Here is a 25,632-nt window from a genome sequence, read left to right on the forward strand (position 1 = left end):
CTTTTTCAGCCACACTCTGTCCAGTAATCCTAGTCGTCGGTGATGATTGATCGCGACTAACGAACTATTGCAAACAAGAATCAATATCAAATAACATTGATTTTCTTTACGCGAATTTGCGCGAAGCACGGACAATCCGTCCGCACCCTATGCGACGCGCGCCGCTCCCTTCCGGCGGTACATAAACCAAACCCGAACTTGTCATTTTCCACTTCATGGGACAAGAAAATTTCTCTTCAAATGAGAATTATTTTCATTTAGATTATATTTTACATTTCTTAACGCGGGGCGGCTCACCGGTTCTGAGGAGCAGCCTGTCTGATAACCAGTCACCTAAGGAGCAGGCATGAATGACTTGACGTTGCATCTGGAACCACAGGCGGATGATCAAGCGTTTCTCCAATTGCTGAAAAAACATCTGACGGAAACTCCTTTTTTCTTCTCCTCACCCCGGCAAACCCTGATGACCGCCGGCGTTTTCGCCCGCCTGGGCGCTGGAGATCTGAATGAAGCCATCCCCGCCGCCCTGCGCGAGGCCAGGGAACAAGGAATCGAAGATCCCATGGTGGTCGGCGCCGCTCCTTTCCTGCCTGGGGAAGCGCCAATGCTGACGGTTCCTACCCGGTCCTGGCGGCGTCGTGACGTGGTTTCCGGACGCACCGGCGTCATCACCGATTTCGGTTCTTATGAGGCGAAGGAAGTACCATCCGGCGCGGGCTACAAGCAAAGCGTGAACAGTGCGCTGGAACATATCCGCCGCGGCGACATCAGCAAGGTGGTGCTGGCGCGCTCCCTGGAGCTGCGCGCCGACCGTCCTATCGACATCGTGCAGTTACTCACCAATCTGCGCCGCGCCAACCCAAAGGGGTATAACTTCGCCGCCAATCTGGCGGATGCGGCGCATCCCCGACGCTTTCTGGTAGGGGCCAGCCCTGAGTTGCTGGTGTCCCGCAGCGGTATGCGCGTGTTCGCCAATCCGCTGGCGGGTTCTGTGGCGCGCAGCCCGGACCGCAAGGAAGACGCCCGCCGCGCCGGCGCGTTGCTGCAATCGGAAAAAGACCTGCACGAACATGCCGTCGTGATCGACGCCGTCGCCAAAGCGCTGGCGCCGTTCTGTCGCAATCTGGATGTGCCCAGCACGCCTTCACTGACGCAAACGCCGACGCTGTGGCACCTGTCCACGGAAATCACCGGCGAGTTGATCGATCCGGCCATTACCTCTTACGCTCTGGCGCAGGCGCTGCACCCCACGCCCGCCGTGTGCGGTTATCCCACGGAGCGCGCGCGGGAATTGATTGGTGAACTGGAGCCCTTTAACCGGGGCTTTTTCACAGGCATGGTGGGCTGGAGCGACGCCTCCGGCGACGGTGAGTGGGCCGTCACCATCCGTTGCGCGGAAGTAGAGGACCGTCTGCTTCGCCTGTACGCCGGCGCCGGCGTGGTGGAAGGCTCCGATCCGCAGAAGGAGCTGGACGAGACCTCCACCAAGTTAAAAACCATGTTGAACGCCATTGGCCTCGACAGCCATGCGGCTACGCCTGTCCGCGTGGAGATCGCCTGATGTCCGCGAGCATGGAGCAGCCGCAAATCGAACTCACGCCCTGGCCGGAGGCTGAGGCGGAGCTGTATCGCGCCGCCGGCTACTGGACCGGTGACGTTCTGGGAAGCATCCTGAGCCGCGGCGCTCAGGCGTTCGGCGACCGCACCGCGGTGATCGCCGGCGAGCGTTCCTGGACTTATGGCGATCTTAACGCCAGGGCGGATCAGTTGGCATCAGGATTAAATACCCTCGGAATTACTCCGGGTTCCAAGGTCGTGGTGCAACTGCCTAACATCGGCGAATTCATCGAAGTGATTTTTGCGCTGTTTCGCCTGGGCGCGGCGCCGATCATGGCCCTGCCCACCCACCGCTACGCCGAGATCAGTTACTTTTGCGAATTCGCCGACGCCGTCGCCTATATCGCACCAGCTAAATCCGGCGGATTCGACTATCGCGACATTGGTAAAAAGTTGAAAGACGAAGGACTCGTGCGACAGGTCATCATCGCCGGCGATGCAGGCGATTTCGTCCCTCTCGACGGCTTATATCAAGCGCCTGGCGCGGCGCCGGAGATAGATCCGTCCGCCATCGCGCTGTTGCAGTTGTCCGGCGGCACCACCGGCATGTCCAAGCTGATTCCGCGCACCCACGACGACTACCTTTACAGCGTGCGCGCCAGCGCCGAGATTTGCGGTCTGTCGCCGCAAACAGTGTATCTCGCCGTACTGCCTGCAGCGCACAACTTTCCACTCAGCTCGCCCGGTGTGCTCGGCGTCCTCTATGCGGGAGGAACCGTGGTGCTGTCCGAATCCGGCGCGCCGGATATCGCGTTTCCGTTGATCGCCCGCCACCGCGTCACCATGACCGCCATGGTGCCGCCGCTGGCGCTGGCCTGGATGACCGCCTGCGACAATCTGAAGAAATCCGGCGCGCCGCCGGATCTGTCCAGCCTGCAGGTATTGCAGGTGGGCGGCGCCAAGTTTACTGAAGAAGCCGCCCGCCGCGTCACGCCGGTGCTGGGTTGCAAGCTGCAGCAGGTGTTCGGCATGGCGGAAGGCCTGGTGAACTACACCCGTCTGGATGACGACATCGACACCGTCGTCACCACTCAGGGTCGCCCAATATCTCCAGCGGATGAAGTGCGCATCGTGGACGAAGACGACCAGCCAGTGGCGCCCGGCGCAACCGGGCTGTTGCTGACCCGCGGCCCCTACACCATTCGCGGTTATTTCAAAGCGGCGGAGCATAACGCCAAGTCCTTCACCGCCGATGGTTTCTATCGCACCGGCGATGTGGTGCGCCTGACCGACGCCGGTTATCTGGTGGTGGAAGGTCGCGCCAAAGACCAGATCAATCGCGGCGGCGAGAAAGTGGCGGCGGACGAGCTGGAGAATCATCTGCTGGCGCACCCGCTGGTGCATGACGCTGCGGTAGTGGCGATGCCTGACCCCTACCTGGGCGAGCGCACCTGCGCCTACGTCATTCCGCAGAATCATGCCGCCGCGCCTGAGCAACGCCCGCGCCCGCAGGATCTGCTCAAATTTCTGCGCGAGCGCGATCTCGCCGTGTTCAAGATTCCGGACCGCATCGAGTTTATCGACGCCTTCCCCAAGACCCGCCTGGGCAAGGTGGACAAGAAAGCCCTGCGCCAGATGATCGCGGAAAAAATTGCGCCGCCCACCGTGGCTTAAAACAGAACCAGAATTAGGTTGATAAGGACCCCTTAATGGCTATTCCAAAAATCGCTGACTATTCCCTGGCGAACGCATCCGCCCTACCGACCAATAAAACGGACTGGACCATCGATCCGTCGCGGGCGGTGCTGCTGGTGCACGACATGCAGCGTTACTTCGTGAACTTCTACGACCTGGACGGAGAGCCCATGGGCCCGCTGCTCGCCAATATCCAGGCGCTGAAGGCAGCCTGCAAAAAAGCCGGCGTGCCCGTGGTTTACACCGCCCAGCCAGGCGATCAGACGCCGGAAGACCGCGCGCTGCTGACGGATTTCTGGGGAACCGGTCTGGCGGCCGATCCCAACCTGACCGATATCGTGGCGGAGCTGGCGCCGGAAGACGACGACATCGAATACGTGAAATGGCGCTACAGCGCGTTCAAACGCACGCCCCTGCTGGATTACATGCGCGAAAACGGCAAAGACCAGCTCATCATCTGCGGCGTTTACGCTCACATCGGCGTGCTGGCCACCTCACTGGAAGCCTTCATGCTCGACATCAAGCCTTTCGTGGTGGCGGACGCCGTCGCCGATTTTTCCGAGCAGGAACAGAAAATGGCGTTGAACTACGTGGCGCAGCGCTGCGGCCATGTGGATGCGCTGGAAGTCGTGCTGAACGCGCTTCAGGGCGCAACGACTCAGTCCGCGCCAGCCGCAGAGCCTTTGAGTCTGGAAGCCCTGCGTCGCGACGTCGCCGCCATTCTGATGATGAGCCCGGAAGACGTGGACCCGGAAGAGAACCTGATGTACATGGGGCTCGACTCCATTCGCGTCATGTCCCTGCTGGAAAACTGGCGCGCCCGCGGCGCCGACATCACTTTCGTCGATCTGGCGGAGTCCCTGACCATCAATGAATGGTGGCGCACCATCGAGCCGCGCCTGACGACGGAGGCCTGAGATTGATGACCACTCCGGCAGAGACGTCGCCTAAAGGATTATCCGCCGCGCAGGCCGGGATATGGCTGGGACAACAGATCAACCCCGCCAGCCCCATGTATAACGCGGCTGAATTTGTGGAATTACGCGGACCGCTGCAAGTCGAGCTGTTCGAGCGCGCATTGCGGCAGGCGTTGATCGAAGCGCCGGCTCTGCACGCCACGTTCCACTCCGGCGCCAGGGAAGCGGCGCAACGTCTGCATGCGCCGGCGTTCACGCTGATCCACAAGGATTACAGCCACTTCGAAGCGCCGCTGGAGCAGGCGCGCCTGTGGATGTTGAGCGATCTCGCGGCCACGGTGGACTTGTCCCAGGGGCCCCTGTTCACCCAGGCGCTGATCAAGCTTGGCGAAGATCACTATTGCTGGCATCAGCGCATTCACCACATCGCTTGCGACGGCTTCGCTTTCGCCCTGTTGTCGCAGCGGGTGGCGGAAATCTACAACGCCCTGGCGGCCAACCCGGAAACAGACCCCGCCACGGTGGGACGCGCCTTTGGCGATTACAACAAAGTGCTGGAGGAAGACCTGCGCTATCGCCAATCGCCAGCGTTCACCAAGGATCGGGATTTCTGGGCGGGCTATCTGGATGGCCAAACGCCGCCCGTCAGCCTCAGCCGCTCCAACGCGCCCATCGCTGACATGGCGACGCGGGTGGAGCGCAGTCTGCCGGCGACGCTGATCAAACAGTTGCAGGCCGCCGCCAGCACAATCGGCGCAACCTGGTCGGATGCGCTCACCGCCGCCACCGCCTACCTGATCCATCGCCGCACCGGCGCGCGGGAGATCACGCTGGGCGCGCCGGTCATGGGACGCATGGGCTCCGCCTCTCTGCGCGTGCCCGCCATGGTGATGAATATCATTCCTCTGCGTATAAAAGTCAGCGAAGCCGCCAGCTTTAAAGACCTGGTGCAGCTTGCCGCGCAGCAGACCCGTCTGACCCGCATGCATCAGCGCTATCGCTATGAACAGTTACGTCGCGATCTCAACCGCGTGGGCGGCGACCAACGCCTGTTCGGTCCGGTGGTGAACATCATGCCGTTTGACCGCCATGTAGAGTTCCAAGGCTGCGACTCTCGCACTCATAATCTCTGCGCCGGTCCGGTGGAGGACTTGTCCTTCGCCTTCATTCTGAACAAAGACGGCGGCCTGCGTTTCGATCTGGACGCCAACCCCAATCGCTACGACACGTCGGCGCTGCAACAGATCCAGCAACAGTTGCTGGACCTTTTAGAACAGGCCGCCGCCCATCTGGAACAGCCGCTGCAAGCGGATCGCGACGCCTTGTCCTGGCTGCAAGGCCCGACTCCCTCCATTTCGCCGCAACCGACGCTGCAAACTATTCGCGAGCGTATTCTGGCCACGCCGGACGCCGTCGCCCTGCAGGCCAATGGACGCTGTCTGACTTATGCTGAACTGGGCCAACGCGTCACTTGCCTCGCCAGTCAACTGCGCCAAGCGGGCGTCAAACCCGGCGACAAAGTCGCGCTGGCGCTACCGCGCAGCGAAGGCGCTATTGTGGCGGCGCTGGCGACCTGGGCCGCCAAAGCCGCGTTCGTTTTTCTGGACCCGGCCGCGCCTGCAACGCGCAATAGTCTGATTATCGAAGACGCCCGCCCCGCATTAGTGGTGGTGGAGGAAACCGGTATGGACCTGGGCGAGAACTTACAGGCGCCCACGCTGGCGTTATCCGGGTTAACCCAGACCGCTGACGCCGCCGCACTATGGCCGCAAGACGGGGCGCAGCAGGGAGCCGCCTATCTGATCTACACCTCCGGCTCCACCGGAACGCCGAAAGGCGTGGTGATTGGACATCAGGCCCTGGCGGAGTTCGTCGCGGGGGCCATCGACGCTTACGCCGTCACCGCTTCAGATCGCGTGCTGCAGTTTGCGCCGCTGCATTTTGACGCCTGCATCGAAGAGATTTTCGTCACTTTGGCGCAGGGAGCGCGCCTTATTTTGCGCAATGACGCCATGTTGGAATCCGCTCCGCGCTTTCTGGAGCAATGCCGCCAATGGGGCGTGACACTGCTGGATCTGCCCACGGCGTACTGGCATGAGTTGGCGTTCGGCTGCGTGACCGCGTCGCTGGCGCTCCCGCCCAGTCTACGCGCCGTCATTATCGGCGGCGAAGCGGTGTTACCTGAACGAGTAGCGCAATGGCGCGACTGTTTCGGCGACCGCATCGCTCTGTACAACACCTATGGTCCCAGTGAAGCCACCGTGGTCGCCACCAGCGCGGACCTCAGCGTGGACGCAGGCGCCATCAGCATCGGCCAGCCTCTGGGCGGGCGTTCGATCGCCATTGTGAATCCCCAGGGGGATTTGCTGCCGCGAGGCGAAGAAGGCGAACTGCTGCTGTTAGGCGGCGGACTTGCCGACGGTTATCTCAATCTGCCGGAAAAAACGGCGGAAAGCTTTATCTCTATCCGCTTTCCCTGGTCCAGAGAACCCGAGCGCGCCTATCGCAGCGGCGATCGCGCACGCATCAACGCACAAGGGAATGTGGAGTTTCTGGGCCGCCTTGACGATCAGATCAAAATCAGCGGACACCGCATCGATCCACTGGAGATCGAATCCGCGCTCAGCGCCCTGCCCGGCGTACAGGAAGCCGCCGTCACACTGAGCGTTCAGGGCGAAGGCGTGAAATGTCTGGTGGCGCACTTGAGCGGCCGCGCCTACAGCATCGCCGAACTGCGCGAGGCGCTGCAGAACCGCTTGCCGACCGCCATGATTCCCTCCGCGTTGGCGATGCATGAGCACTTGCCCAAGAACGCAGCGGGAAAAGTCGATCGCAAGCAGCTCTGCGCCCTGGATGTCGCCGCCGCAAGCGACGCGCCTCAGACCGAGGCGACGACGGAACAGCAGATCATTATCGACGTCTGGCGCGAAGTTCTGGGGCAAAGCGCAATCAAACCGGAAGACGATTTCTTCCTGTTGGGCGGACAATCCCTGCAGTCCATTCAGGTGGCCAACCGCCTGAGCGCCCGCCTTGGACGGGAAGTCCCGGTCACCCTGATTTTTCAGAGCCCGACTGTCGCCGCGCTGGCCCAGGCGTTGTTCGCGGCGGATGACGCACAGCCGCAGTCGCGCAATCTGCGTGAACAGATGCTGGCGGACTGCGAGGCTTTCGCACAGTCGCTGCCTCCCGCCCCTGTGAATGCATTCGACTTGAACGCCGCGCCCAAACAGATACTGCTGACCGGCGCCACGGGATTCGTCGGCGCGCAGTTGCTGCATCAATTGCTCAACCAGACCGACGCCGACATTCTCTGCGCCGTGCGCGGCGCTACTGACGCAGAGGCGTTCTATCGCCTGGAGCAGGCCATGTCCGAGCAGGGACTGCCCTGCACCGGCTTCAAGCGAGTGCGGGTTCTGCTGGCGGATATGGAAAAACCGCGCCTGGGCTTGTCCACGGAAGACTTTGAGCACCTCGCCCAACACATAGACGCGGTCATTCACAACGCCGCCGTCACCAGCGTCATGCGCGATTACCAGTCCCTGCGCGCCGCCAATACGCTGAGTACTGGCGAATTGTTGAAGCTGGCGGCGGTGCGGGGCGCTCCCCTGCATCTGGTGTCCACCATCGCTGTGGCGCCGCCGGCGTCAGTCGCCCCCGCCCTGCGGGAGGACTTCACTCCCGTTCATGATGGGTTGGGCGACGGCTACCAGCAAAGTAAGTGGGCGTCCGAACGCATGGCGGAAATCGCCCGCGACAAAGGCTATCCCGTCAATCTGTATCGCCTCGCCCGGGTCACCGGCGCCTCCGATTTTGGCTACATCAACGCCAAAGACCTGGTGTGGAGCATCATCCAGGCGGGAATGCGCAGCGACGCCCTGCCGGACCTGCCGATCAGCGAGCCCTGGACCCCCGTGGACGCGGTGGCGCAATTCATTGTCGCCGACGCCATGTCCCGCCCCGGCGGCGGCGTGTACAACGTCACTCCACCGCAAGACATCAGTCTGGGGCGCATTTTCGATTGGTTGCGGGACTACGGGTTCGATTTCGACACCCTGCCGCTGCCGCAATGGAGCCAGCGCGTCAAAGAAAGAGGCGCGGAGGAGGATCAGGCGATCCTGGGCTTTTTTGAACAACGCAGTCATGACGCCGGCGCGCCGAGTTTCGAGCCCGGCGGCGTCGACAACGCCAAATTTCGACAACGTATGGAGGAGCTGGGACTGACGATGCCCGTCATCGATCAGCCCTTGTTCCACCGCTATCTGCAGTACGCCATTGAGTCGGGCCTGTTGCGCACCGCCAACCGGACCGCTGTGAATAAACACTCTTTTATCTCATCACGAGGATAACTATGACATTGCCAGTCACTTCCAACGGGGAATCACTGAACCTGACCAAATCCTTCGAGCTCGCCAAAGAGAGCGAGAAACTGGTGGCGGGATTCACCCAGTCCATGATGAAAAAGCCTGAGCAGTTCGCTCCTGGCCAATTCCCGATCTATATCCAGAGCGGCCAGGGCGCTATCGTCACTGACGTCGACGGCAATGAATACATCGATTTTATCTGCGGACTGGCCGCTAACACGCTGGGGCACAATCATCCCACGGTGGTCAGCGCCATCAGTGAAAACCTGTCCAACGGGCTGATTCACTCCCTGCCGACCCCGGTGGAGGTCAAAGCGGCGCAAACCCTGACCGACATCATTCCCGGCGCGGAAATGGCGCGTTTCTTCAAGACCGGCGCCGACGCCAACTCCGCCGCCGTGCGTCTGGCCCGCCACATCACCGGTAAAGAAGAAATCATCACCGTCGGCTACAACGGCTGGCACGATCAGTACATGTTCGACACACCCGGGGTGCCGGAGGTGATCCGTCAGTACACCCACCGTATGCCGCTGTTCACGCCCATGGACGAGCAGCCGGTGCTGGATCTGATCGCCGAGCGCGGCGACAAGCTGGCGGCGGTGTTGCTGTCGGTTCCTTACAACCGCGTGCTGACCGGCGAGTTCCTGCGCCAGGTGCGCAAGGCCTGTAACGATAAGGGCGTGCTGTTGGTGATGGACGAAGTGGTCACCGGTTTCCGTCTCGCTCTGGGCGGCGCGCAGGAATACTTCGACGTTTCCGCCGATCTGGTCACCCTGTCGAAAGGCATCGCCGCCGGCATGCCGCTGTCCGCGGTGGTCGGCTCCGCCAAGCACATGAAGCGCATGGAAGAGCTGCAGGTATCCACTACTTTCGGCGGTGAAATGCTGTCCCTGGAAGTATGCGACGCCGTGTTGAATGAGTATCGCCGCTCGGATTTCGTCGGCCGCATCGCTACTTTGGGCGTACGTCTGAAGGAAGGCGTCAACAAGGTCTCCGCTGCGCAGGGAACGCCATTGCAGGTGGTGGGCTATGATCCTATCCCCATGTTCCTGTTCTCCAAAAACCCGGTCGAGCACGTAAAACTCGCCGAGCCTTTCCTGGCGGAAATGGCGAAGCGCGGTGTCCTGCTGCGTCGTGAAGTCAATTTTATCTGCGGCGTACATACGGAAGAGCAGATCGACTTCACCATCAACGCGGTGGAAGCCTCTCTGCAAGCCATGCTGGGCGCAGGCCTGTTCGTTAAGGCGGAAGATGGGGCTGCGGCTCAATGATCTGTTGCATGAAACACGCCGTGGCGGCGTCCTGGCTGCATAAGCTGATGCTGTCCCAGTCTTCCCGTCCGACTCCGCTCGCCGCGCAAGCGGCGGGATCGGAGGGGGCGGCGCATGGCGAAACCTTCAACGGATTGGCGGCTGAGCCGCGCGCCCGTGACGGCGGCCCGCAACCCGGCGAGGGCGCGCGCACCCTGATCAAAGGCGGCTTTCTGTATGCCGGCGATGACGCCAATACGGTGATCGAAAACAGTTGGGTGCTGGTGGTGGGCGACCGCATCGCCGCCATCGGCTCCGCCCAGCAGCCGGCGCCGGAGTGCGACCACGTCATCGACGCCGCCGGCAAGCTGGTGCTGCCGGGGCTGATCAATCCGCACTGGCACGAAAGTTTTGTCGCCCCTAACTTCGAGCGCCCGGACGATGCGGGCCTGGAGCCAACCCCCTACTCTAATGGCGGCGATATTGAAGCATTAGGCTCCATGTTCGCCTTCATATCCACTGTGGGACAAAAGCTGACCCATGCGGAAGGCGTCGCCATCGCGCGCTGGAGCATGTGGACGCAGCTGCGCTCTGGAACCACGGCGCTGGGCGACGTGGGGTCCGCCAACACCGCCGACGCCATGGCGCAGGCGGCGCTCGATCTGGGCATGCGCATCCGCGTCAGTCGCTGGGGATCGGACATTATGATTCCCAACGGCGCCAAAGAATTTCGCCGCATCGCCGACACCCAGGCGCAGGCGGACGACTGGGCGGCGCTGATGGAAACCTGGAACGATCACAGTTCCGGCCTGATTGGAGGCATGCCTTCCGTCATGGGCGCTTTCGGCAGTTCCGACGAACAGTTGATCGCCCTGCGCGATATCGCCGACCGCTATCAGGCGCCCTACGCCACGCATTTGGCGCCGCTGCGCAATGAAACCGCCGCCGTGCAGGCGGTATTCGGCCGCACGCCAGTGGGCCGCTTCGACGCCCTGGGCATGCTCACCGATCGCCTGTTGGCGGTGCACACCGCCTACGCCAGTGAAGAGGAGTACCGTCGTCTGCTGGAAACCGGCGTCAATATCTGCCACTCCCCGGCGCACTACGGCATGCTGGGCGAAGCCACCGTCAGCGAGACCGGCCAGATCGGACGTTTCATTAAAGACGGCGGCCATGTGTCCTGCAGCACAGACGGCGATATCTCCTATATCGGCGGCATGCCGGAAGCCATGCGCGCCGCGCATCTGGGCCACAACGAAGCGCAGAACTGCAATACCGCCTGCCCGCCGACACTGGCGCTGCGCATGGCGACCCTGAACGGCGCCCGCGCCCTGGGCTGGCGCGACCGCATCGGCTCCATCGAAGTCGGCAAGCAGGCGGACCTGGTGGTCATCGGCATTGACGACTGGCGCTACCGCCTGGGCAACCATCCTCTGCGCACCTTCCTGGTGGCGGGCGGCAGCCGGGACGTGGAAGCCGTCATGGTGGCCGGGCGCATTGTGGTGCGGGACGGTCGCAGCGCCCTGTTCGACGAAGCCGAACTGTTGACGGATTATCGTCTGGCGGTGGCGTCGGCGCGCGCACGCATTCAACGCAAGTAAACAGGACGTTTAACGCAACATGACAGACAAGGAAACCGCTATGACGACGCCCACGGCGACTACGCCAGCCATGAACGGCAGAAGCCTTTTTCTACTCCTGGCCAGCACCATGACGGTGATGGCCGGCGCCACCCTGGCCCCGGCGCTGCCGGGTATGGAGGCCGCCTTCGCGCAAGAGGAAAATGCGGAATTCTGGGTCAAGATGATCCTGTCCGCCCCCGGCCTGCTGATCGCCTGCTGCGCTCCCATGGTGGGTTGGCTGCTGGATCACTGGAAGAAAAAGCAGGTGCTGATTCTGGCGCTCTGCCTGTACGGCGTGTCCGGCGTATCCGGCTATTTCCTGCATGATTCGCTGATCGCCATCCTGCTGGGACGCATCGCCCTGGGCGTGGCGGTGGCGGGCGTCATGGTCGCCTGCACCACCCTGGCCGGCGACTATTTCGCCGGACCTAACCTGGCCCGCTATATGGGACTGCAAGCGGCTTTCGGCGGCTTCGGCGGCGTGCTGTTCCTGGGCATGGCGGGTTTGTTGGCGGATATCGACTGGACTGCGCCGTTCCTGATTTATCTGTTTGCGTTCATCGTATTGCCCGGCGCCATGGTGTTTCTGGACGAACCAGAGCGCAAACAGCATTCCGCCGGCGACCTGGGCGGCGCGGCGCCAGCGCCTCCCGGCGGCCCTCTGGCCCTGTGCTACATTCTGGCGGCGTTTGAGGTGTTGGCTCTGTATATGGCCCCGCTGCATTATCCGTTCTATGTGGCGCAGTTCGGCGTCACGGACGGCTCTGAAATTGGCTTCGCCATCGCCGGCATGTTGTTGCTCACTGCGACAGTGTCCATGTATTACCGCAAGTTCGGCAGCCTGTTCCCGTTTCCGGTTCTGCATGGCGCCGGCTGGTTGTTGATCGCCATCGGCTGGGGCCTGCTGGGCTTCGCTCCCAGCTATGGCGTCGCCCTGGCGGGCATGGCGGTGGCGGGGGTCGGTTTCGGGATGATCCGTCCCAACCTGATCGTCTGGCTGTTCTCCTATACCCCGCCCATGTTGCGCGGACGCATTATCGGCGGCGTCACCACCTGTTTCTTTATCGGTCAGTTCCTGTGCCCGTTGTTAACCCAGCCGTTGATCGACCATTACGGTATTTCCGCCACTTTCGCCGTCGCCGGGGGCATCTCGCTGGCGCTGGCGGCGCTGTTGCTGGCGGCGAGTATGAAAGCGGCGCCGGCGCCAACCACAGCTAAATCCTGATCGCTCGTGGAGAGCGCCGGCGTCGCGCTGGCCTCTCTCAATCTGAATCAAACATTCCTACCTGTTAAGAGTTCCACCGGAGCGGAGAGTCATCTCCGCTAAGGAGGTGGAATGTCGCCTTCTTCCCTCCGCCAGCGCACCCTCTGTTTGATTCATCTGTTCATACCCAAATAAGAAAGGTGTTGATTATTTGAACACAAACGATAATGATTATCATTTTACAAGCATTTCATTCTATCGTAGAGTGTGCTCCGATAACGGCAAGAGTCCGGTTAAATATTCGCCAGAGATGATTAATCCCCTTTCGTTTCCCAGGCCGCGCCACCGATTGCGCTAACCGTCCTTATTCTTGCCGAAGGAATCCACCCTGATTGCGACAGCATGCTGGAAGCAGGTGACTATGGCAGACAAAAACTCCTCCCCGACCAAGAAATTCGCACTACTGGCTATCAGCGCCGCGCTGGCCCTGGGCTTCACCGCGCTGGCCATGCAGAAGCCGGACGCCACGACGGAAAGCGCGCAAACGGAATCCGCTGCGCCAGCGGACCAGCCTCTCGCCGTCGCCACCAAAGATATTACCGACGCCGCAGGCCGCCGCGTCAGCGTGCCGGTGGAGCCCAAGCGCGTACTGGCGCTGGGCGAGTTCGATATGGACGCCATGCTGGCGCTGGGTATGAAGCCAGTCGGCGTCACCGACGGACGCGGCCAGCAAACACCGCCGAGTTATCTGAAAGACCTCAGCGCCGGCATAGAATCCATCGGACGACTGGCGCAGCCCAGCATCGACAAGGTGATCGCTGCGCAGCCCGATCTGATTCTGACCGGCACTATCCAGGACGAAAAGCTGATTTCCCAGTTACAGCAAATCGCCCCCACAGTGATTACCTCCGCGACTTCCGAAAACTGGCGGGACATGTTTAAACGCATCGCCACAGCATTGGGCAAAGAAAGCGAAGCGGAAAGCTTCTTAGTGAAATACAACGAAAAAGCCGCGAAATTACGCGAAAGTCTGGAGAATCCAGAGAATGTGTCGGTCAGCGTGGTGCGCTGGAGCCCCAAAGGGCCTACTTATATGCTGCGCGACGTATTCATCAGCCAGGTCATCGAGGATGTCGGCCTGTCCCGCCCTCCCGCGCAACAGGAAAGCGGCATTCACTCCGCGCCATTGAGCCTGGAAGCCCTGCACGAAATCGACGGCGACTGGATCTTCGTCGGCACTCTTAGTCCCGTAGGCGATGCTGCGGACACCTTCGCCGAGATTCGCGACAACGCCGCCTTCAAACAGTTGTCAGGGGTCAACAACGGACACTTGGTGTTGATCGACGGCTCTTTGTGGACCAGCGTCGGGGGCCCCTTGGCCGCCATGGCGGCGCTGGAGGACATCGAAAAAGCCATGCTCGGCAAGCAAGGGTAATCCGAGGTTAAGGAGTATTGATGTCGCAGGCGCATCGCCCGGCTGTCAGCCGTCGTCACTGGGCGCCCGTCGCCGCATTGACGCTGGCGCTGTTCAGCGTCGTACTGGTCTCCATGCTGGTGGGGTCCGGGCAACTGGACGCCGCCCACAGCCTCGCCTTTCTGCTGTCTCCGGCGGACAACGCCGACGCCTACGTGAGTATGGTGATGACGGAGTTGCGCCTGCCGCGAACCCTCGCCGGTCTGGTCATTGGCGTGGCGCTGGGCGTCGCCGGCAGTCTGCTGCAAAACGTCACCCGTAATCCGCTGGCGGAGCCCGGCTTGCTGGGCATCAACGCCGGCGCCGCGCTGGGCGTGGTCATCGGCATCAGTTTTTTTCACGCCAGCAGTTCCTATTCCATGCTGATCTGGGCCATTTCCGGCGCCCTGGTCGGCAATGGCGCCGTCATGCTGGCGGCCCAAGTGGGCGCGGCCAGCATGACGCCATTGCGACTGGTGTTGGCGGGCGTGGCGATCAACGCAGCGTTCCAGGGCCTCACTTCCCTGCTCCTGCACGATCACATCGCCGCCTTTGATCAATATCGTTACTGGATTCTGGGCTCTTTGTCCGGCATCACCATGGAGGCAGTCAGCCAGATCGCCCCGGCGGTGCTGGCTGCGCTGGCCCTGGCGGCGGCGCTGACGCGGCCGCTTTCCGCGCTGACGTTGGGGGATGATTCCGCCAAAGCCCTGGGCCACAACCCCAACCTGATTCGCGCCTTGCTGTCCCTCAGCGTCACCCTGTTGAGCGCCGCCGCCGTGGCGCTGGCCGGCCCAATCGTGCTGCTGGGCCTGATCGCCGCCTACATCGCCCGCGCCCTGGCCGGACATCATTTGCGCAATCAACTGTTGTACTCCGCGGCCGCCGGCGCGTTTCTGCTTTTATCCACGGACATTCTGGCGCGGGTGGTCAACCGTCCTTTCGAAGCGCCGGTCAGCGCTGTAGTCGCGTTTATTGGCGTGCCGATCATCATTCGCATCGTTCATTCCAACCGCATGTTCAACTAGGCCTGGAGCTACCCGCGATGAGCCGTATGTCGCCCACTGTCGAACAGGCCGCCCCCACCATCGGGCTTCCTGACGCCGCATCACTCCTCCCGGCGGGTAGCCGGGTGGTTCGCATCGGCCCGGTTTCCATGACCTTCAACCTGCATGATCTGGTCAGCGCCCTGCTAATCCTGCTGGTGATTCTGCTGGCGGTCTGCGCCTCATTGATGCTGGGCTCCACTCGTTTGTCCCTGACGCAGGTTTGGCAGGCCATGTTGGGAGAAGGCAGTCCCGCCCACCAGCTGTTGACCATGCAGATTCGCCTGCCCCGCATCGCCGCCGGGCTGGTGGTGGGCGCGTGCCTGGGCGCCGCCGGTTGTCTGTTGCAGGGACTCGCCCGCAACCGTCTGGCCACGCCGGATATTCTTGGCGTACACCAGGGCGCCACCCTGGCGGTGGTGATCGCTATGCTGGCGGGAGCGGGAAGCGTACTGGACACGTGGTGGGCGGCGATTATCGGCGCCTCCGCCACCTTGTTGGGCGTACTGGCGTTCAGCGGACGCTTCGGCTCCAACGGCTACCGCATTCTGGTGATCGGTCTGGGGCTGACTTACCTGCTGCGCGCCATGACGGAAGTACTGGTGACCTACCTGCCCCTGCATGAAGCCAGCGCCATGTACACCTGGAGCATCGGCACGCTGCTGGGCAGAGACTACGCCATCGCCACTCCCGCGTTGATTGGCCTCTGCCTGTTGTTGCCCGTATCCGTGGTGCTGGCCAAGAGCCTGACGTTATTGCAGTTCGGCGAAGACACCGCCGCGTCTCTGGGTCTGAGTCCCGAGCGACTGAAGATCGCCGTGGTGCTGACTGTGGCGGTGCTGACCGCACTGTCGGTGACGGTTTCCGGTCCTATCAACTTCATTGCGTTAATGGCGCCGGTTACCGCCAGCTTTCTGGCGCGCCCGGATCAGACTCCGGTGTTGCGCTCCACCCTGCTCGGCGCCCTGTTCGTGATCGTGGCGGACACCATCGGCCGCATGTATGGCGAGGTGGAAACGCCCATGGGCGTCATCGCTACGCTGATGGGCGGGCCGTTTCTGCTGGCGGTTATTCTGTTTCAACCTCAATCCAGGCAAGGTAATTGATTGATGTCCGAGCCAAGACTTGCAATTCAGAACGTCTCCCTCAGCTACGCGAACGGGCGCGGCGGCGGCGCGAAAGCCGACTCCGCGCCGACAGTGAAAGAAGTCAGCCTGCAGGCCAGACCGGGAGAACTGATGATCATCGTTGGCCCCAACGGCTGTGGTAAGTCCACACTGCTACGGGCAGTGGCGCGTCTGCACAGGCCGGATTCCGGCCGTATCCTGCTGGAGGGCGAGGACATCTGGAGCTTGAGCAGGAAACAGGCCGCCACGCGTCTGGCCTTGCTGCCGCAAACGCCCACCGCGCCCGAGGGCATCCGCGTGGCGGATCTGGTGCGTCACGGCCGTCACCCGCATCAGGGATTGTTCCGTCAGTGGACCAGCGCCGATGAAGACGCCGTCCGTCGCGCTCTGCTCGCCACCGACACCGCGGATCTGATGGACGCGCCGCTGGATCACCTCTCCGGCGGGCAACGCCAACGCTGCTGGCTGGCCATGGCGCTGGCGCAGGAAACCAACCTGTTACTGCTGGACGAACCCATCAGCATGCTCGATCTGGGGCATCAGGTGGAAGTGTTGAATCTGGTCCGCGATCTGGCCGCCAAGGGCATCACTATCATGATGGTGCTGCACGATCTGATCGCCGCCGCGCGCTACGCCGACACCCTGACCGCCATGCGCGACGGCCGTCTGGTGGCGAGTGGTCCACCCCGGGAGATTCTGACCCGGCGAATGGTGCGTGATCTCTACAATGTCGATGCGCATATTCTCAGCGATCCCGACGGCAATCCGGTGGTCACGCCTGCGGTAGGCGGCGCTTTTTCTTCCCTGTCCCCCTCCAACAGCAAGGAGCAATCTTATGTCTGATTCCACTCCCAATTCCGCCGGAGAGTTCGCCGGCAAAGTCGCCATTGTCACCGGCGCTGCGCAAGGCATCGGCGCAGCTGTGGTCGCTGCGCTGGCGGAACAAGGCGCTAAAGTCGCCGCGCTCGACATACAGGAAAAAGGGTTGCGTGAAACCACCTCTTCCCTGACCGCCCGCGGTTTGCAGGTGCGCCCCTTCGTCGTCGACATCAGCGACGCCGCCGCCATAGAGGCGGTGGTCGGCGATATTGAGTCCGGCCTGGGCGAAGTGGATGTACTGGTCAATGTGGCCGGCATTCTGCGCCTGGCCGCCGCCACGGAACTGACCGCCGACGACTGGCTGGACACCTTCGCCGTCAATACTCACGGCGTATTCTTTCTGAGCCGCGCCGTCGGGCGTCTGATGAAAGGGCGTCGTCGCGGCGCCATCGTCACCGTGGGCTCCAACGCCGCCGCCGTCCCGCGCACCAAAATGGCGGCTTATGCGGCGTCCAAGGCGGCGTCGACCCATTTCACCAAATGCCTCGGGCTGGAGCTGGCGGAGTACGGCGTGCGCTGCAACATAGTCTCACCCGGCTCCACCGACACCGCCATGCAACGTCAGTTCTGGACAGATGATCAGGCGATGGAGGCGGTGTTGAACGGCTCTCTCGATTCCTATCGCACCGGCATCCCGCTCAAACGCATCGCCACTCCGGAAGACATCGCCAAGGCGGTGACGTTTCTCGCCTCGGACAAGGCCCGCCACATCACCCTGCACAACCTGTGCATCGACGGCGGCGCTACGCTCGGCGTATAAAATAGCGCTCTCTGCGAGCAAGGCGTGCAGCAGCGCCTTGCTTCAGTTCTTCCCTTTACTCTGGTCTCCGCCTTATTCCACATGGCCTAACTCAATCCGCCAATCCCACTCCCGGACAGACGCGGCTACAATGAAAGCGCTTTCAAAAATTATCGGAAGGACGCCGGGTCGGTCGCTCAATAACGGACACTGGCTCCGCCGCAAAGCAATTCAGGAGGATGGCCTTGAAGACACGCACACTGACTATCGGGGCGCTGGCCCTGGGCGCAACCACATTATTCTCGCCGACCACATTCGCCGCAGCCTACAACGCCGGCGTCGCCGCCACAGGATTCAATACGGAGCCGGCGCAAACCGGCGTAAACCTGCATCCTTATGCGGAGCTGCGCAACTTGCGCGATCCTGGGATCTTCACGCTGTATATGGATGTCATGAAACAGGGTCAGGAAAGCCCGGTCCACAGGTTTCAATGCCGCACGCCGGAGCTGGCTGCACGCGCTCAGTTCCGCTGCAACGGCGACTTCCAGACCGAGGAGCCGGGCGTTTATTTCATTCGCGCCAGAGCGGGCAGCATTCACGCGGGGGATTACTTCAACGGCGACAGCCTCTATCCCGGTCAGAAAGACTCAGCGCCTTTGGCGCTGGCTGAGCCTGAAGCGCCAGTGGAAGACTTAGTGATCGACGCCTTCGCCGACGCGTCACGCTATGAAGGCCTGCATCAAAATTTGCTTGGCGGCTGGACCGACGACGACGGCAGTCTGCAAAGCGACCAGGTCAGCAACGGCGCGCTCAGATTGATATCCGGAGGCGGCGGCTATTGGTACAGCGTACTGGCCACCGATACTTGCTTTGACGCTTCGCCCTACACCCACCTGAAGCTCTCGCTGAGCGCCTCTCAGCGCGCTGATCTCTCACTCAGCCTGCATACCCGCGACGACAGTTGCGCCACCCGTCAGGGAGCCTCACAGGCCGTCAAGGTGACGGTGGAGCCTGGGGCTCACGAAGTGCTGATTCCCCTGCAGGATTTCCAGCTCTCCGACCTCAGCAAAGTCCATGCGCTGGTGGCGGATCACCTGCAAAGCGGGGTGGAATACGGTATTGCGGACATCAGCCTGGTGGCCCGCGACGATAACGACGACGGCGACGACAATGGCGACCCCGATCCGGGCGAGCCGCAAATCAACGATGAATTCACCGCCAATCAAGGCCAGTGGTACTCACGGCGGCAACCCAATGGCGCGGTGGACTTCGGCGCCGCCGACGCCGCCGCGGGCGATAACGCCGTCTTGTCCTTGCTGTTCCCTGGCGATCCGAACCTGAACAGCGGCGACAATGCATCGCCTTACTATGCATCCGAAGTAGGCTATAACCAGAAAACCCATTACGGCCGCTATGAAACCCGGGTGAATTTCGCCGCCTGCGGTCCCGGCGAAGAGGCCGTCAACGGCATCTTTATCTACGACAACGACGGTACCGACAAGAACGGCAACGGACTGGCTGACAATACGGAAATCGATATCGAACTGTTGTGCGGCGAGCCCAATGTATTGTGGCTGACTACCTGGACCGATTACGGCGGCGACGGTGAAAACCAGTTCCGCAAGAAAAGTCGCGCCATCGACATGGCCACCGGCGCTTATCGCGAAACCCCAGCCGGCATGGAAGGCACTTACGAAACCGTTCCCGCAGGCGCACTGCCCAATGTCAGACTGACGGACTTTCCCCGCGCCGATACCTATTACACGGTCGGCTTCGACTGGCATGCCGACCGCATCCGCTGGTATATCAGGCTGGACGGCAAAGAAGTGACATTATGGGATATGCGCGACGCGGCGATGGTTCCACAACGCCCGGCCATCTTCATGCTGAACCTGTGGCATTCGCCCTGGCACTGGTTCAACTACGGTCCGGCGGACTACCCGGCGGCCAATGCGGAAATGAAAGTGGATTACTACCGCTTCACGCCTTTCTGACGCAAAAAGCGACGCCCCGGGGAGCTATCCGCTCCGCGGGGCGTCTTGGTTGAGGTTGTAGTTATTATTTCTTTAGTTCGTTTGAACAGGATTAAAGGGTTGGCGGTGAATACCCTGACTTACAAGCTTTCCCAGTCAAATACGTGCGTGGAGTTACTGCTGTCGGAGCCGGCGTTACGACCCAGCCAGTTCAATTCCGTCGCACAGTCCGCATCGCTGGCGCGTACGGGCCCATACCACAGACTGGAAATACAGGATTTATCGGCCAGCGCGGATAATGCGCCGCGCCAGTCGGACAACTGAGGATAATTAGCAAAATCGCCGGAGCCGCTGAACGGATCGGACTGGCTCCAGGCCGTTCCCACTACGCCGGAACCTGAGCTGGATATAAAAGCGGAACTACGCGCTGAATCCGAGGGTGCAATGGAATAGGCGGTGAGAGACAGACCGGCGGCGAATACCGACGCTAAAAACGCCGGAATATGAGCGGATGTTTTCTTTACAAGCGCACGTCTTTTTAGAATTCTAGAGCACTTCACTGTGTTCGCCCCCTACGCGGGATGAAAAAGAGAGATGAAAAAACTATCTCACCGCCTGCGCCACCAGGAACGCGACTGGCTATGAGATAGTTTCTACGTGGCGTTGATCCACGGAGCTACCATAGCGATTGTCTTTAGGGAAAACACTCGGTTAAAGGGTGTAGAGCAATGCGCCTAGCGCGGGAGTGAAAAGGCTTAACACTTGGATAATCCACCCGCTGAAAATCGCCGATGAGCGTCCTTCGATACGAAAAGACACCCCGTGGACGGGCGCTCTTGTTTTAGTGCATCCCGTTGATTATATTTGCTTTTCACGACCGGACAGGACAAGTCTGATCGCTATGGCCGTTATGCCTAGGCGTACGCTGGAGATCACCGGCGCAGCCACCTCAACGGCCTGGATGGCGCGGAGTCAGGATAGTGCGCCATGTCAAAAAAATGAAAAAAGACTACTCAATAGGATAAAGGGAACTTAGATGGAACGATCCTATGATTATGCGGATATAGGTGAAGTCAGCCTGCGTTATCTGGCGGAGGGTTCAGGCAACGCCACCGTCATTTTCGAATCTGACCTGGGCGGAGGCATTGATGACTGGGAGAGAGTGCAGCCCCTGATCAGTCTCTTCACCCGCACGCTATCCTACGACCGCGCCGACCCGCAAGACGCCGACGCCAACCCTTCCTCCAGAAGCGCTGAAAACATGGTGGCCGACTTACGCAAACTGCTTCAGGTCGCCGATATCAGGCCTCCCTACATTCTGGTCGGTCATTGCGCCGGCGCCGCCCATATCCGCTACTTCGCGCATAAATATCCTAATGAAGTCGTCGGCCAGGTGTTCGTGGACGGCTACGACGACTCGGGAGCGGCGGATAAAACAGAGAGCCGCGACGTACAGAACGCAACTGAATGGCGGAAATCCATCCCCTTTCTCAATAACGCCCCAACCAGTATCCTTGTGGGCGACAATCCGCCAGAGACTTCGGCGCAAACGCCGGAACCGACTCATCGCGACCGCAGACAATGGATTGAAAGCCACCGCGAGTGGCTGCGGCACATGCCGCAAGCGCGATTCAGGGTGATCGCCAACGCCCGCCGTTATCTTCCGCTATCCCACCCGGACTTTGTGGTGGAGGAAATCAATCGGGTGCTGGCGGACGCTCGGCGGGCGCTTTAAAGCGGTTGCGCAGATTGCAATGGTTCCCAATGGATAATTTCTCACGCTGCTGTGCGAAACTTTCACGGACGTCGGGGCCATCTGGAGAGACAATTCGCAGAACGCGTTTTACGAACGCCCCGATATCAAACAATAAACAGGAATGGAGTTTGTCATATGGAACAAGACACTATTGTACTGCTGAAAAAAGATTTACTGCGTATGCGTTGTCTGGCCGCCGCCAGATCGCTGGGCCTGAAAGACTGGTATCTCGCCGCAGGATTTCTGCGCAACGCCATCTGGGATCACCTGCACAAGCTTGCCCAGGCCACCCCGCTGAATGATGTTGATCTAGTATATTTCGACTCCGAAGACACCTCCGAAGAACGCGATAAGGAAATCGAAGCCAAACTGAGAAAAATGGTCCCCGGCGTGAAATGGGAAGTGAAAAATCAGGCCAGAATGCACCTGCATAACCAGCATGATCCTTATCGCGACACCGCCGACGCCATCTCTCACTGGGTCGAGGTGCCAACCTGCGTAGGCGTAAGACTGGAGCATCTGGACAAGTTCAAGTTCACTGCAAAATTCGGCCTGTTGGAAAACTGGTCCATGCAAGTAAGGCCGAATCCCGACGTACGTTATGCGGAGGATATATTCGTCTCCCGCGTGTACGGTAAACGCTGGCACCGCATTTGGCCAATGCTGCAAATTTCCGCTTTGCAATAACCCCACCCTGCGCAGCGCCCTGGCCGAAATCCGCCAGGGCCCGCTATACTGAAGCGTCGCCCGGACACAACCATATTTCACGGCGCCGTCATGAGGTAAGCTCCATGCGCAAAATGCTTTTGCTGATTTCCATTTTCGCTCTTTCTTTCAACGCTTACGCCAAGGATGACAAAAAGCGTGATCTGCCGCCGGGATTACAGAAAAAAGAGGACCAAGGCGGCCAACTGCCTCCGGGCTGGCAAAAAAGCTGCATAAGGGCGAGATCCTGGATCAGTCCGTTTATGACCACGGTGTGGTTTATCCCGATGACGAGGGCGTCGAAACCGTGTACGTGGAGGATAAGATCATCAAAGTTATCAAGTCCACGCGGGAAATCATCGATATCCTGAATCACTGATCAGACGAGCAGGACCAACGTCTGCATGACCGCAGCGCACAAGGTCAGGTGACAGCGCATTTGCTGATAATCCGCGCGCCAGTAGTCTTCCAGAACGAATCGATCCAGTCCGTAAAAGAACAGAAACGCCGCCGCCAGCGTCAGTGAACGCAGGCCGGGCGGCAGACCCGGCGCCATCCAGGCCAGAATCAGACAGACAATACTGGCCCACAACAGTCGTGATGGCGTAGCCGGTCCTTCTCCCCGCAATCCGATCAACCAGACGCCGCCAGCCATGAACGCCAACAACGCCATGCTGTAGTAGTCGAACATAGGCCGCAACAGCGAGACGTTCTCGCCGCCGAGAATGCACGCCACGCCCAGAACCAGCAGTGGCGCGGCCCCCAGAATGGCGCTCATGCGCACATATTTTTCACTTTCCCCGGCGATCATGCACCCCCCGTTGCCAGCAGATGGGCGAAACGTCGCCCTCCGCACCAGCTTTTACGCTCAAAAATCGGGGAAAGATCATGGATTATTTTGCATGAAACGAAGGATATGCATTATGTTCAGTAGTGCAGGGCCGTAAGCACTCATCGCCAAAAAGGAAAGACCTATGTCCGCCAGTGATCCGTTGCAACTCGCCCGGGCCGGCAAACAAGGCAGTTACCCCGTGCGCACCCGTTACCGGCGTCAAGACGGAAGCCCCGTCTTTACCAATCATCTGATCCTGGAAAGCTCGCCTTACCTGCTGCAGCACGCTCACAATCCCGTGAACTGGCGCGCCTGGAATGACGATACTTTCGCCCTGGCTAAAGCGGAGAATAAACCGATATTTCTCTCCATCGGCTACAGCACCTGTCACTGGTGTCATGTCATGGAGGAAGAGAGTTTCGACAACGAAGAAGTCGCGCAGACGCTCAATGGTTATTTCATTCCCATCAAAGTGGACCGCGAGCAACGCCCGGACCTGGACGAGATTTATATGACCGCCGTGCAAATCATCACCGGACACGGCGGCTGGCCTATGTCGAGCTTCCTCACTCCAGAGGGAAATCCGTTCTTCGGCGCAACTTATTTTCCTCGTCCTCGTTTCATTAATCTCCTGCGAAAAGTGCATGAGCTGTGGGAAGAACAGCAGGAGAATTTATTGGAGCAGGGGCGCCGACTGTCGGAAGCCGTCAGCGTTTATCTGCGGCCAAAGCCGATCTCAGAAACCCTGGCGGAAAACCTGATCGAAACGGCGATGGAAAAGCTGATTGGTTATAGCGATCGCGAATGGGGCGGCTTCGGTAGCGAACCCAAGTTTCCCCAGGAACCCAATCTACTGTTTCTGCTCGACATCATTGAGCGCGACTCCCGGCCTCTGGACCGGCAACCCGCCTGGACCGTGGTAAAAACCGCACTGGACGCACTACTCGCCGGCGGCGTATACGATCAGGCCGGCGGCGGCTTTCATCGCTATGCGGTGGATCAACGCTGGCTGGTCCCTCATTTTGAAAAAATGCTCTACAACCAAGCGCAATTGGCGCGTTGTTTCATCCGCGCCTACAAACTAAGCCAAGATCCGGAATATTTGCGGATATGTCGGGAAACCCTGGATTACGTTCTCAGGGAGATGCGTTCTCCGGAAGGCGTGTTCTATTCCGCGACGGATGCGGACAGCGAAGGCGAGGAAGGCAAGTATTTCGTATGGGCTTACCAGGAACTGAGCCAACTTCTCGATACACCCGGCCTGGCTCTGGCCGAGCAGGTCTACGGCGTCACTCGTAAAGGCAATTTTGAAGGCGCCAATATTCTGTATCTCCCCCGCCCTCTGCAGAAAAGCGCTGCGACGCTGGGTTTGACCTACGAAGAGTTACTGCAACAGCTGGCGGACCTGAAAGCCATCCTGTTACAGACCCGAAGCCAACGCGTTCCACCTTTGCGCGACGACAAAGTCATAACGGAGTGGAACGGCATGATGATCGCCGCACTGGCGGAAACCGCCGCCATCACGGGCATTAGCGCGTACGGAGACGCCGCTGTCATCGCCGCAAACCAGTTATGGCGCAGCCAGCGTGGCGAGGACGGCCTGTTCCATCGCATCAGCCTGGATAACCTGCCCAGCGACGACGCCCTGCTGGAAGATTACGTGCATTACATGGAAGGACTGCTGCAATTGTATGACTACACCCATGACCACCTTTGGCTGGAGCGTCTGGAAGCCTTGACGACCACGCTGGAAGAACAGTTTCTGGACGCCGAACAGGGCGGCTTTTTCATCACCCCACAGAGCGCGCAAGGACCTTTGCTGGTGCGCAGTAAACATTGCAGCGACAACGCAACGATCAGCGGCAATTCGCAGCTGGCGTCGGTGCTGGCCGCGCTGCGTCTGCGCACTGGCGACCTCAACGTGCAACGTATGGCGGAAAACCAGATCGCCGCTTTCACCGGGCAGATCAATCGTCATCCATTATCGGCCCCGGTGTTTCTGAAAGGCCTGAACGAGTGGCTGTCCCCGAACCCGGTTAACCTGCAATACGCCGCGTCCGGCCAAATGTGGGCCACAGCGACGGTGAAGGAGTACAAGGAAGACTATTTGCTGGAAGTACAGCTGGACATACACATGAGCGAGGGATGGCGCATTCAAAGCCACAATTGCCCGGCCCCTGACGGTCGCCGCACGCAAGTGGAGTTGCTGTCTCACACCGATCACGACCTGCTGGACATACGCTACCCTCCTGGAAGCGTTTGGACAGACGCTAATGCAAGTAACGCCCTGGAAGTCTATGACGATCACTGCTGCATTGAGTTGACTCTGCGTCGCGCCACGCGCTCGCCAGTACGACTGGCTTTACATTTCCAAACGTGCAATGAGCAGGTTTGCCACTGTCCGCACACGCTTAACTTCAGCCTTTGGTGAAGCGCCCGGTGAAAAGACGCAGGCATCTTGGCCGATTGCGCCTGCTGACGACTGGATCTAGTCTTAGCCAAAGCGATACTGACGA

18 protein-coding genes are annotated in these 25,632 nt (G+C 60.4%); 16 read left to right on the forward strand and 2 right to left on the reverse strand.

Annotated features, from left to right (window positions below; genetic code table 11):
- Positions 1 to 346: 346 nt before the first annotated feature.
- From dhbC to HCH_RS29665, 13 genes are all read left to right on the forward strand, one after another.
- Positions 347 to 1,561: an isochorismate synthase DhbC gene (dhbC, locus tag HCH_RS29605; protein ID WP_011400253.1), complete on the forward strand. Its 1,215-nt coding sequence runs from the start codon at positions 347 to 349 to the stop codon at positions 1,559 to 1,561.
- Positions 1,561 to 3,231, forward strand: coding sequence for a (2,3-dihydroxybenzoyl)adenylate synthase (locus HCH_RS29610; RefSeq protein WP_011400254.1), 1,671 nt, complete (start codon positions 1,561 to 1,563; stop codon positions 3,229 to 3,231). The genes dhbC and HCH_RS29610 overlap by 1 nt, the downstream gene beginning before the upstream one ends.
- A 35-nt stretch (positions 3,232 to 3,266) precedes the next feature.
- Positions 3,267 to 4,169 carry an isochorismatase gene (locus tag HCH_RS29615; RefSeq protein ID WP_011400255.1) on the forward strand — a complete coding sequence of 301 codons (903 nt, stop codon included), beginning with the start codon at positions 3,267 to 3,269 and terminating at the stop codon, positions 4,167 to 4,169.
- A gap of 5 nt (positions 4,170 to 4,174) precedes the next feature.
- Positions 4,175 to 8,515, forward strand: a complete 4,341-nt coding sequence (locus HCH_RS29620; RefSeq protein ID WP_011400256.1) for a non-ribosomal peptide synthetase — start codon at positions 4,175 to 4,177, stop codon at positions 8,513 to 8,515.
- A 2-nt stretch (positions 8,516 to 8,517) separates the two neighbouring features.
- Positions 8,518 to 9,801 (forward strand): aminotransferase class III-fold pyridoxal phosphate-dependent enzyme, encoded by a 1,284-nt coding sequence (locus HCH_RS29625; RefSeq protein WP_011400257.1) that lies wholly within the window; start codon positions 8,518 to 8,520, stop codon positions 9,799 to 9,801.
- An 8-nt stretch (positions 9,802 to 9,809) separates the two neighbouring features.
- Positions 9,810 to 11,381, forward strand: coding sequence for an amidohydrolase family protein (locus HCH_RS29630; protein ID WP_202945281.1), 1,572 nt, complete (start codon positions 9,810 to 9,812; stop codon positions 11,379 to 11,381).
- A gap of 40 nt (positions 11,382 to 11,421) precedes the next feature.
- Positions 11,422 to 12,627, forward strand: a complete 1,206-nt coding sequence (locus HCH_RS29635) for an MFS transporter (RefSeq protein ID WP_011400259.1) — start codon at positions 11,422 to 11,424, stop codon at positions 12,625 to 12,627.
- A gap of 400 nt (positions 12,628 to 13,027) precedes the next feature.
- Positions 13,028 to 14,041: an ABC transporter substrate-binding protein gene (locus tag HCH_RS29640; RefSeq protein ID WP_011400260.1), complete on the forward strand. Its 1,014-nt coding sequence runs from the start codon at positions 13,028 to 13,030 to the stop codon at positions 14,039 to 14,041.
- Between the two features lie 20 nt (positions 14,042 to 14,061).
- Positions 14,062 to 15,087 (forward strand): FecCD family ABC transporter permease, encoded by a 1,026-nt coding sequence (locus HCH_RS29645; protein WP_011400261.1) that lies wholly within the window; start codon positions 14,062 to 14,064, stop codon positions 15,085 to 15,087.
- 17 nt (positions 15,088 to 15,104) lie between these two features.
- Complete coding sequence (locus HCH_RS29650) at positions 15,105 to 16,211, forward strand: FecCD family ABC transporter permease (RefSeq protein WP_011400262.1); 1,107 nt, start codon at positions 15,105 to 15,107, stop codon at positions 16,209 to 16,211.
- Between the two features lie 3 nt (positions 16,212 to 16,214).
- Entirely contained in the window at positions 16,215 to 17,075 is an 861-nt protein-coding gene (locus HCH_RS29655; protein ID WP_011400263.1) for an ABC transporter ATP-binding protein, read from the forward strand.
- On the forward strand, positions 17,068 to 17,871 hold the full coding sequence (locus HCH_RS29660) for a 2,3-dihydro-2,3-dihydroxybenzoate dehydrogenase (RefSeq protein WP_011400264.1): 804 nt from the start codon (positions 17,068 to 17,070) through the stop codon (positions 17,869 to 17,871). Before HCH_RS29655 ends, HCH_RS29660 begins: the two co-directional genes overlap by 8 nt.
- Positions 17,872 to 18,095: 224 nt before the next feature.
- Positions 18,096 to 19,844 (forward strand): glycoside hydrolase family 16 protein, encoded by a 1,749-nt coding sequence (locus HCH_RS29665; protein ID WP_148212692.1) that lies wholly within the window; start codon positions 18,096 to 18,098, stop codon positions 19,842 to 19,844.
- Between the two features lie 119 nt (positions 19,845 to 19,963).
- Here the strand turns inward: HCH_RS29665 and HCH_RS34060 are convergent, their stop codons facing one another.
- Positions 19,964 to 20,383: a hypothetical protein gene (locus HCH_RS34060; RefSeq protein WP_011400266.1), complete on the reverse strand. Its 420-nt coding sequence runs from the start codon at positions 20,381 to 20,383 to the stop codon at positions 19,964 to 19,966.
- Between the two features lie 476 nt (positions 20,384 to 20,859).
- On the opposite strand from HCH_RS34060, the gene HCH_RS32815 reads away from it, so the two are divergent.
- A complete protein-coding gene (locus HCH_RS32815) occupies positions 20,860 to 21,558 on the forward strand; it encodes an alpha/beta fold hydrolase (protein ID WP_011400267.1) in 699 nt (232 codons plus the stop codon).
- 156 nt (positions 21,559 to 21,714) lie between these two features.
- On the forward strand, positions 21,715 to 22,266 hold the full coding sequence (locus HCH_RS29680) for a nucleotidyltransferase family protein (RefSeq protein WP_011400268.1): 552 nt from the start codon (positions 21,715 to 21,717) through the stop codon (positions 22,264 to 22,266).
- 397 nt (positions 22,267 to 22,663) lie between these two features.
- Here the strand turns inward: HCH_RS29680 and HCH_RS29685 are convergent, their stop codons facing one another.
- Positions 22,664 to 23,095 (reverse strand): DUF3429 domain-containing protein, encoded by a 432-nt coding sequence (locus HCH_RS29685; protein ID WP_011400270.1) that lies wholly within the window; start codon positions 23,093 to 23,095, stop codon positions 22,664 to 22,666.
- A gap of 163 nt (positions 23,096 to 23,258) precedes the next feature.
- Between HCH_RS29685 and HCH_RS29690 the strand changes: the two genes are divergently transcribed.
- Positions 23,259 to 25,547 carry a DUF255 domain-containing protein gene (locus tag HCH_RS29690; RefSeq protein WP_011400271.1) on the forward strand — a complete coding sequence of 763 codons (2,289 nt, stop codon included), beginning with the start codon at positions 23,259 to 23,261 and terminating at the stop codon, positions 25,545 to 25,547.
- Positions 25,548 to 25,632: the final 85 nt, after the last annotated feature.

The organism is Hahella chejuensis KCTC 2396 (genome assembly GCF_000012985.1).
Taxonomy (GTDB): domain Bacteria; phylum Pseudomonadota; class Gammaproteobacteria; order Pseudomonadales; family Oleiphilaceae; genus Hahella; species Hahella chejuensis.

Coding starts and splice junctions, on each gene's coding strand:
- dhbC (WP_011400253.1), top strand. CDS start 347: ATGAATGACTTGACGTTGCATCTGGAACCACAGGCGGATGATCAAGCG.
- HCH_RS29610 (WP_011400254.1), top strand. CDS start 1,561: ATGTCCGCGAGCATGGAGCAGCCGCAAATCGAACTCACGCCCTGGCCG.
- HCH_RS29615 (WP_011400255.1), top strand. CDS start 3,267: ATGGCTATTCCAAAAATCGCTGACTATTCCCTGGCGAACGCATCCGCC.
- HCH_RS29620 (WP_011400256.1), top strand. CDS start 4,175: ATGACCACTCCGGCAGAGACGTCGCCTAAAGGATTATCCGCCGCGCAG.
- HCH_RS29625 (WP_011400257.1), top strand. CDS start 8,518: ATGACATTGCCAGTCACTTCCAACGGGGAATCACTGAACCTGACCAAA.
- HCH_RS29630 (WP_202945281.1), top strand. CDS start 9,810: ATGAAACACGCCGTGGCGGCGTCCTGGCTGCATAAGCTGATGCTGTCC.
- HCH_RS29635 (WP_011400259.1), top strand. CDS start 11,422: ATGACGACGCCCACGGCGACTACGCCAGCCATGAACGGCAGAAGCCTT.
- HCH_RS29640 (WP_011400260.1), top strand. CDS start 13,028: ATGGCAGACAAAAACTCCTCCCCGACCAAGAAATTCGCACTACTGGCT.
- HCH_RS29645 (WP_011400261.1), top strand. CDS start 14,062: ATGTCGCAGGCGCATCGCCCGGCTGTCAGCCGTCGTCACTGGGCGCCC.
- HCH_RS29650 (WP_011400262.1), top strand. CDS start 15,105: ATGAGCCGTATGTCGCCCACTGTCGAACAGGCCGCCCCCACCATCGGG.
- HCH_RS29655 (WP_011400263.1), top strand. CDS start 16,215: ATGTCCGAGCCAAGACTTGCAATTCAGAACGTCTCCCTCAGCTACGCG.
- HCH_RS29660 (WP_011400264.1), top strand. CDS start 17,068: ATGTCTGATTCCACTCCCAATTCCGCCGGAGAGTTCGCCGGCAAAGTC.
- HCH_RS32815 (WP_011400267.1), top strand. CDS start 20,860: ATGGAACGATCCTATGATTATGCGGATATAGGTGAAGTCAGCCTGCGT.
- HCH_RS29680 (WP_011400268.1), top strand. CDS start 21,715: ATGGAACAAGACACTATTGTACTGCTGAAAAAAGATTTACTGCGTATG.
- HCH_RS29685 (WP_011400270.1), bottom strand. CDS start 23,095: ATGATCGCCGGGGAAAGTGAAAAATATGTGCGCATGAGCGCCATTCTG.
- HCH_RS29690 (WP_011400271.1), top strand. CDS start 23,259: ATGTCCGCCAGTGATCCGTTGCAACTCGCCCGGGCCGGCAAACAAGGC.